7 protein-coding genes are annotated in these 6,861 nt (G+C 55.4%); 1 reads left to right on the top strand and 6 read right to left on the bottom strand.

Going from position 1 to position 6,861, the window contains the following annotated elements:
* The first annotated feature begins 315 nt into the window (after nt 1–315).
* Nucleotides 316–1,506, top strand: a complete 1,191-nt coding sequence (locus tag QEH52_RS08560; protein ID WP_308949733.1) for a DUF4238 domain-containing protein — start codon at nt 316–318, stop codon at nt 1,504–1,506.
* A 280-nt stretch (nt 1,507–1,786) separates the two neighbouring features.
* On the opposite strand, the gene QEH52_RS08555 is transcribed toward QEH52_RS08560, so the two are convergent.
* From QEH52_RS08555 to QEH52_RS08530, 6 genes are read right to left on the bottom strand one after another with little or no spacing between them, the layout of a single operon-like run.
* A complete protein-coding gene (locus QEH52_RS08555; protein WP_308949732.1) occupies nt 1,787–2,605 on the bottom strand; it encodes a DUF4437 domain-containing protein in 819 nt (272 codons plus the stop codon).
* A 57-nt stretch (nt 2,606–2,662) separates the two neighbouring features.
* Nucleotides 2,663–2,953 (bottom strand): putative quinol monooxygenase, encoded by a 291-nt coding sequence (locus tag QEH52_RS08550; RefSeq protein WP_308949731.1) that lies wholly within the window; start codon nt 2,951–2,953, stop codon nt 2,663–2,665.
* Nucleotides 2,954–2,961: 8 nt separating this feature from the next.
* Nucleotides 2,962–3,753: an SDR family NAD(P)-dependent oxidoreductase gene (locus QEH52_RS08545; RefSeq protein ID WP_308949729.1), complete on the bottom strand. Its 792-nt coding sequence runs from the start codon at nt 3,751–3,753 to the stop codon at nt 2,962–2,964.
* Nucleotides 3,754–3,765: 12 nt separating this feature from the next.
* Nucleotides 3,766–4,734 carry an LLM class oxidoreductase gene (locus tag QEH52_RS08540; RefSeq protein WP_308949727.1) on the bottom strand — a complete coding sequence of 323 codons (969 nt, stop codon included), beginning with the start codon at nt 4,732–4,734 and terminating at the stop codon, nt 3,766–3,768.
* A gap of 28 nt (nt 4,735–4,762) precedes the next feature.
* A complete protein-coding gene (locus QEH52_RS08535; RefSeq protein ID WP_308949726.1) occupies nt 4,763–5,749 on the bottom strand; it encodes a zinc-dependent alcohol dehydrogenase family protein in 987 nt (328 codons plus the stop codon).
* A gap of 42 nt (nt 5,750–5,791) precedes the next feature.
* Entirely contained in the window at nt 5,792–6,811 is a 1,020-nt protein-coding gene (locus QEH52_RS08530; RefSeq protein ID WP_308949725.1) for a zinc-binding alcohol dehydrogenase family protein, read from the bottom strand.
* Nucleotides 6,812–6,861 lie beyond the last annotated feature (50 nt).

Genomic DNA, 6,861 nt, shown 5'->3' with positions numbered 1-6,861 from the left:
GATAAAACGATTATAATTCATAGGGATATATGCAGACATAATATAGTCAACTGAATCGCTTTCGTCTATCACTTGTATAAGTGATAAACGAAAACCGTCGATAGGTTTAATGACGACAAAAGCCCCGAGCTGATCACTCACGAACTCAGCCTGCAACAACCCGACAAGACATGGACAGGAGTGTCTATGCTCCGTCAGGCCTAAAGGAGACGGGACACTCCTGTCCCGATTAACAGCAAATTCACTTAACTTCAGGCGATATACTATTTTAAAACGTATTTTTCGTTATTGTCTAATCATTCCCGCAAATTCCCTTTGATTATTGCCAAAACTCAGTTCTCAATTGAATTGATGCCAGTCAACAAGAACCAGCACTTCGTCCCGCAACATTATCTGCGGCAATTCCGTATTGAAGGCACGAACCAATTATCCGTCGCACGAATCAACCCTCTACGCTTAATCGACCGCGCCCCAATAGACCGACAGTGTCAGCAAGATTATTTTTACAAAGATGATGGCCAATTAGACGATTTATTGCAACAATTTGAATGTGATGTGGCTCCTGTTTTGCGTCGAGTCAGTGAACAGCGAAAATTTGATCCTAAGGAACTCGCGGCGCTGCGCTTTCTTGCAGTTATCTTGGATATTCGAACGAGAAAAGCAGTGGAATTAGCCAAGGTATTCCCCAAGAAGATAAGTTATGAAGTTATTAAATCCGCAATAGAACGAGGAGAGTTGCGTGAACCAGAGGGTGGCTGGAAGGAAGAAATGATGGATTTTACCGGTGTTGCCGGAACTCAGCTTAAAGCAACGGCGATTTCGTCCTGGCTTGAGATGCAAACGCTGGGGTGCAAGCTTCTAGAAGCTGAAGACGGCTCATCCTTTGTGACTAGCGACAACCCCGTCGTGAAAATGAATCAATTATTCGCAACTATAGAACCGTATCGATCCTTTGTTGGTTTTAGTCGATCCGGGTTTCAGCTGCTGTTACCGATAGCCCCCCATCTCTGCCTGTTCTTCTACGATCCGAAGGTCTATAAAGTGGGTAGTCGTCGAGAAAATCCAGTCACTATTAGTCGATTGGACGTCGACTTAGTTAATTCATTGCAGCTTCAGTCAGCTGAAAAATGTATCTATTTCCATTCGCCCGAATTTAAGCCAGCCGTATTCCAATTGGTGATGAAAAACGCCTCACTACGACTTCCGGTCAGTAGCTCGCTCCGAGAGTTTAAGGGAGAAAGCGAGGAAGAATCGATACTCCACATACGCCAGCCTTCGCCTAAACTTCGCCACCCTTGGGCTTTTTGTAAGTATCATAAAAAAAGAAAGATCGGCGAGGACAACCGACGTGATCCTGAGTGGTCTAATATGGTAGAAGCTGTAGTCAACGACTTGGACAAGCATCCAGGTCGAGGTGTTTTTGAAAGTATGGAGGAAATTCTTGGATGCCCTTTGCGGGAGGCGGACGCCGAAAGGCTAAAAAAGGATATTTTCTGTAGTTCTTGAAAGAACTTTGTGCAGAATACGATGGGCGTGGATAGTGGGAGTGCTTGGTAATCGAAGAAGTCGACATCTCCGCCACCTACGCCAGCAACGACGCCGCTCAAGCCTGGGCAATGCTGAAGCTCTCCATCGGCGCAGGAGTGGTGGCAGACTAAGTGGCAAGGCGCCTCGCCCAGCAGTTTCTTGACAGGAGACGGGACACTCCTGTCCCGCCTTGCCTCAGCCTTGCTCACCAACAACCCGACACACATGGACAGTAGTGTCCATGCTCCTGTTGGATCCCCTACTCCACAGCGATGTCGTATTTGCCATTCGTGCGGATATAAAGGACGACTTCGCTCTCGTTCGTTTGCACTTGATGCAATGTCGCTTCCTTAGAGCTAAAATAACTGCCAGGCGCTAAGGGCTCATCCGTTGCGGCGTGAGTGAGCGGTCCTTTAATCACAACGGCACCGAACTGTGTGCCGCGACTATGAATACTTCCGGAAAAATGGGCGGGCAATTTGATATAGCTACCATTGAGTTGTCCCGCTTCGGTGCTGCCCCAAAGGACGGCGATGGCGGTTCCGTCCGCTTGGATCCATTTCATGTCGTCTGCCGTAAGCCAAACCAAGTTGTCCTTGTCTATATTAACCGGCCGTTCGCCGCTGTCGAAGGCTTCCTCTTCTGGCTGGACGAGATAGGGTCCCTCCTCGATCTCGATGTAAGAGAGGCTGCCGCTGCCTGCGGCTGCGGTGATGTGCACTTCCCCTTTAGGCTGGGTCCAGAAAGAGCCGGCGGGCATCCACATGTTGGCGGCACCGGGATCGTCGTTGTGTATGACGCCTTGAATCACGACTCCGCGGTAGGAAATATTGTGAATGTGCGGCGGAGACTCGAAGTCCTGTGGCGGCTTGAGAAGAAATCCGGTCGCCCCAGTGCCCTCACGGTCGCCCCAGAGTGTGCCGGCCTTGGGGGCCAGGTCGCCGCGTTTCGGATTGAGGTGGGTCCATTCGACTTGCGAGGCATGGACGATTTCAACCGTGGAGTCCGCGGGCGTGGCGGCAACTAGTTGAGTGGCCAGCGCGGCCGTGAGTGCGATGAGTGTGAGTTTGGCTTTCATGGATGATAGAGCTGGTGAGTGCAGTGATTTACAAGAATTCCACATGTTTGATTTCACTTATACGATCTGCGTCATTTCGTGGATCGCGAGGTTCTCAAGCGCTCCCTCGGTAATGGTTGCGAATTGCTTAAAGTGTGCGCTCTCGAGGTGTGCCTGCCAGAGCTCACGTGTCTCCCAGTTTTCGAACATGAAAAAATGCGCAGGGTCCTGATTGTCCTGGTGTAGGTCGTAGTTGATACAGCCGTTTTCCTTGCGGCTCGGCGCGACGACTTTTTCGAGTTCAGACTTAACCAGATCGATGCAATCGGCCTTGGCTATAATGGTGGCGGTGATGGTGAGTTTTGTCATAATGTGTTTTAGTGGTTCGATAGTATTGTTTCGATGGCGAGGACGAGTGCGTTGATCTTGGTCTCGTTCAGGGCGTCGGGGTGTGGCTGCGCGAAGCGTTTGATATCGTTGTCGTAGTATTGACCGGAGGCCGCGGCAAACTCTTCGGAGAGTGCGGCGCGCACAAGGATGTCGGCACCGATGCGCAGGTCTCCGCCCGCGACACCGAAGCCTTCTTTGACCATCTTACTGCCGAGCAAGGAAGCGGGATTCACCGCAACGATCACCGGGCCTCCGGGATGGGCTTGCGCCAAGTGGCGGGTCCACATGGTGATCGCCAGTTTGCTTTGCGCGTAGGCGGCCATATCATCGAGCTGATGCTGACCTGCGAGGGCTTGCAAATCCACTGGCGACTGCGCGGCGGAGGAGAGATTGACCACGCGTCCGGACTGGCCAAGCAAGGGCAAGAGCTGCTGCGTTAAATGATAAGGCGCGATGGCGTTGACCACGAAGCGCACATCGAGCCCTGCAGGTGTGAAGGGGCTGGGAGTTTTGTAAACGCCGGCGTTGTTGATTAAGACATCCAAGTGCCCGTGCTTTTCATTAATGGACTGGGCCATTGTATTGACTTCTTCAATACTAGAAAAGTCGGCGACGTAAGACTCGACCTGCGACTGTGTCCCCAGCATAGCGGCGACTGTAGCCAGTTTGTCGGGGTTACGTCCATGTAGGAGGAGCGTGTGCCCTTGGCTGGCCAGCAGCTTGGCGGTTTCGAGGCCTATGCCGTCGGTGGCTCCGGTGATGAGAATGGTTTTATGCATAGTGTGCATTGTTTATGAGTGGAACTGCGGCAAGAGCACGTCGGCTAAATGATGCAGCGTCTGTTCGACCGGCGTCTGATTGAAGCGCAGGTTGAGCGCGACGTGGTTGATGCCCGCGGCTTCCAGGGCGTGTAGATGTTCGAGCAAATAGCGCACGCCGGTTTGTAAGCCGAGATGGATGGGCCGCGGCGCGGCTTCGGGATCTTCGAGCAAGTCGACGTAGAGCGACTGCATGACGGGCTGCGGTGAGCGGCCGGCGTCGATCACGCGGTCGTTCCAGTTGCGGATCAGCTGCGCCTGTGTGGCCGGTGGACGCGGATACAGCATCCAACCATCTCCGTGCGCCGCGGCCCACTCGGGTGCCTGTTGGCTGCCTCCGGTGATGAGCAGCGGCAGTTGTCCGCCGACCGGTTTGGGCAGCATGTCCATGCCACGGCCCGGCTGGCCGTAGGCATTTGCAAAATCCGGTGCGGTTTCGCTCATGCGGCGAATGTAGTCGAAGCTATCACGAAAGCGAGCGCCCCGGTTTTCAAAGGGCAAGTTGAGGGCCGGGTATTCGTCGGGACGATCGCCGGAAGCGACGCCGAGAAGGAGGCGTCCGCCCGAGAGCACATCCGCAGTCGCCGCGGCCTTGGCCACATGAGCCGGATGCCGCAACGGCAGGACGACACTGGCCACGCCGAGCGCGATGCCTTCGGTCTGCCCCGCAAGCAGGCCGAGATACACGAAGGGATCGAAGAGCTGACCAGCGTCGCCGAAGGACGGCACGTTGAAGGGCACATCGCGCAACCAGACCGCGGCAAAGCCTAAGCGCTCTGCCAGTTGCACCCGTTCCAGATGCTGCGCCATAGTCGGCACCGGATTGTTGCGGTTGGCTTCAATCGGCACCACCAGTCCAAGGCTCAACTTGCCGGGCCGAAACACGGAGTTGTAAGCACGGTTGATGGAGCTGTAGGCGGGACTGACTGGTGGTGCTGGCATGGTGTGCGGATGGTTGGCGGGTTTCGAATTAGTTCTCGATCACGACCTTGCCCATGGCCTTGCCGCTCTCGAGGCGAGCGTGGGCTTGACCGGCTTGTTCGAGGGTGAAGTTTGTTGCGTCGAGCACGGGCTTGAGGGCGCCGGCTTCGGCGATCTCGGTGAGCGCGCGCAGGATGGCTCCGTGCTGATCGCGTTTATGATTGTGCAACATCGGGATGAGCATGAAAACGACATGGAGCGAGAGGCCCTTGAAGTGCGCAGGGCTGAGGTCGAGCTCGCAAAGCGTCACGGTGGTGGCGATCTGCCCGTTAAGTGCCGCGGCTTCGAAGGAGTTGAGCAGGTTGGCTCCACCCACGCTGTCGAAGACGAGATCAAATCCTGCGCCGTTGGTGTGTTTGGCCACATAGTCGGCCACGGTCTCGGTCTTGTAGTTGATGGCAGTCGCGCCGAGTTGCTCGATGAGTGCAGTCTGGGCATCGCCACCGCCAGTCGAGTAAACTTCTGCGCCCCAGTGGTTGGCCAATTGAATCGCGATGTGCCCGACACCACCGGAGCCGCCGTGCACGAGGACCTTTTGTCCGGCTGCAATCTGCGCGCGCTGGAGGCCTTCGTAGGCGGTGATCCCGACCAGCGGCAAGGCGGCTGCTTCGCGCATGGATAGGTTCTTGGCCTTGTGTGCAATCAACTGGCGATCCGCCACGATGTATTCTGCCAGCGTGCCCGGCAGGTCCGCGAGACCGCCCGCGCAGCCATAAACTTCGTCGCCCACGGCATAGTCTGTGACGCCTGCGCCGACCGCTTCGACCGTGCCGGCAAAGTCCATGCCGAGGATGGCCGGGGTTACCGGCGAGAGCGGGAGTTCTTCGCCCATGTTGCGGATCATGGTGTCGACCGTGTTGACACTGGAGGCGGCGATTTTCACGAAGACGTGCCCCGCCTTGAGGGCAGGAGTTTCGATTTCGGCGGCTTCAAAGACTGAGTCGGCGCCATAGGCATTGAGTTGCATTGCTTTCATAATAAGTTCCTTTTTCCCGTAGTTTACATTTGGATACGATCCCTAAGCTTCGATGCCGCTCAGGACATTCTTGCCGATCACGCGGCCGCTCTCTTGCAAAGCGTGCGCCTGTTTCAGATTTTCGGCGGTCAGGCTACCTAGATTTGCGGTCACGGTGGAGACGAGGGTTCCGTCGTCGAGCAGCTCGGCAATGCGGTTGAGGAGTCGGTGTTGCTCTTCGATGTCGTCGGTCTGAAACATCGAGCGCGCAAACATGAACTCCCAGCGCAGGCTGAGTGACTTGGGCTTGAGGGCAGTGGCATCCAGTGTTTCAGGATCGTCGATCAGGGCGATGTGTCCGCGCGGCTGGATCAACTCAATGATCGCGGGCAAGTGCTCTTCGGTGCCGTTGAGCGAGGCGACATATTTCGGGGCGATGCCGAGGGCCTGCATTTGCTCAACCAACGATTCGCGGTGATTGATCACGTGATCGGCGCCCATCTTTTTGACCCACTCAACAGTGTCGGGGCGTGAGGCAGTGGCGATGACAGTCAGGCCAGTTAACTTTTTGGCCAGTTGAATCAGAATAGAGCCGACCCCGCCCGCGCCGCCGATGATGAGAATGGATTCACCAGTGCCCTCGCCTTCCTTTAGGCCGAGCGAATCAAACAAAAGCTCCCAGGCCGTGATGGAAGTCAGCGGCATGCCAGCCGCTTCGGCGAAATCCAACGAAGCCGGCTTCTTGCCGACGATACGCTCATCGACTGCGTGGAATTCCGCGTTTGTACCTTGGCGGGTGATGTCGCCGGCGTAGAAGACCTCGTCGCCGACTTTGAAGAGACGGACCTCGCTGCCGACCTCTCGGACGATTCCAGCCGCATCGTAGCCGATCACTTTGCTCGTGCCGGGCTCAGGTCCCATTTCCTGGCTGATGCGAACTTTGACATCCACTGGATTGACCGAGATGCCTTTGACTTCGACCAATAAGTCGCGTGGACCGAGTTGCGGTTTTTCAATTTCCAATTCGATCAATGCGTCAGTTACCGAGATGGGGCCAGCTTGTGTGTATCCGATTGCTTTCATAATTTGTGGTTTTGTGTGGTCGTGTTTTCGTATGTGAGTGTGCCTCTACT

Origin of the sequence: Thalassobacterium maritimum (assembly GCF_031127805.1) — a bacterium.
GTDB lineage: Bacteria > Verrucomicrobiota > Verrucomicrobiia > Opitutales > Coraliomargaritaceae > Thalassobacterium > Thalassobacterium maritimum.
This window is presented reverse-complemented; position numbering and strand designations above follow the sequence as displayed.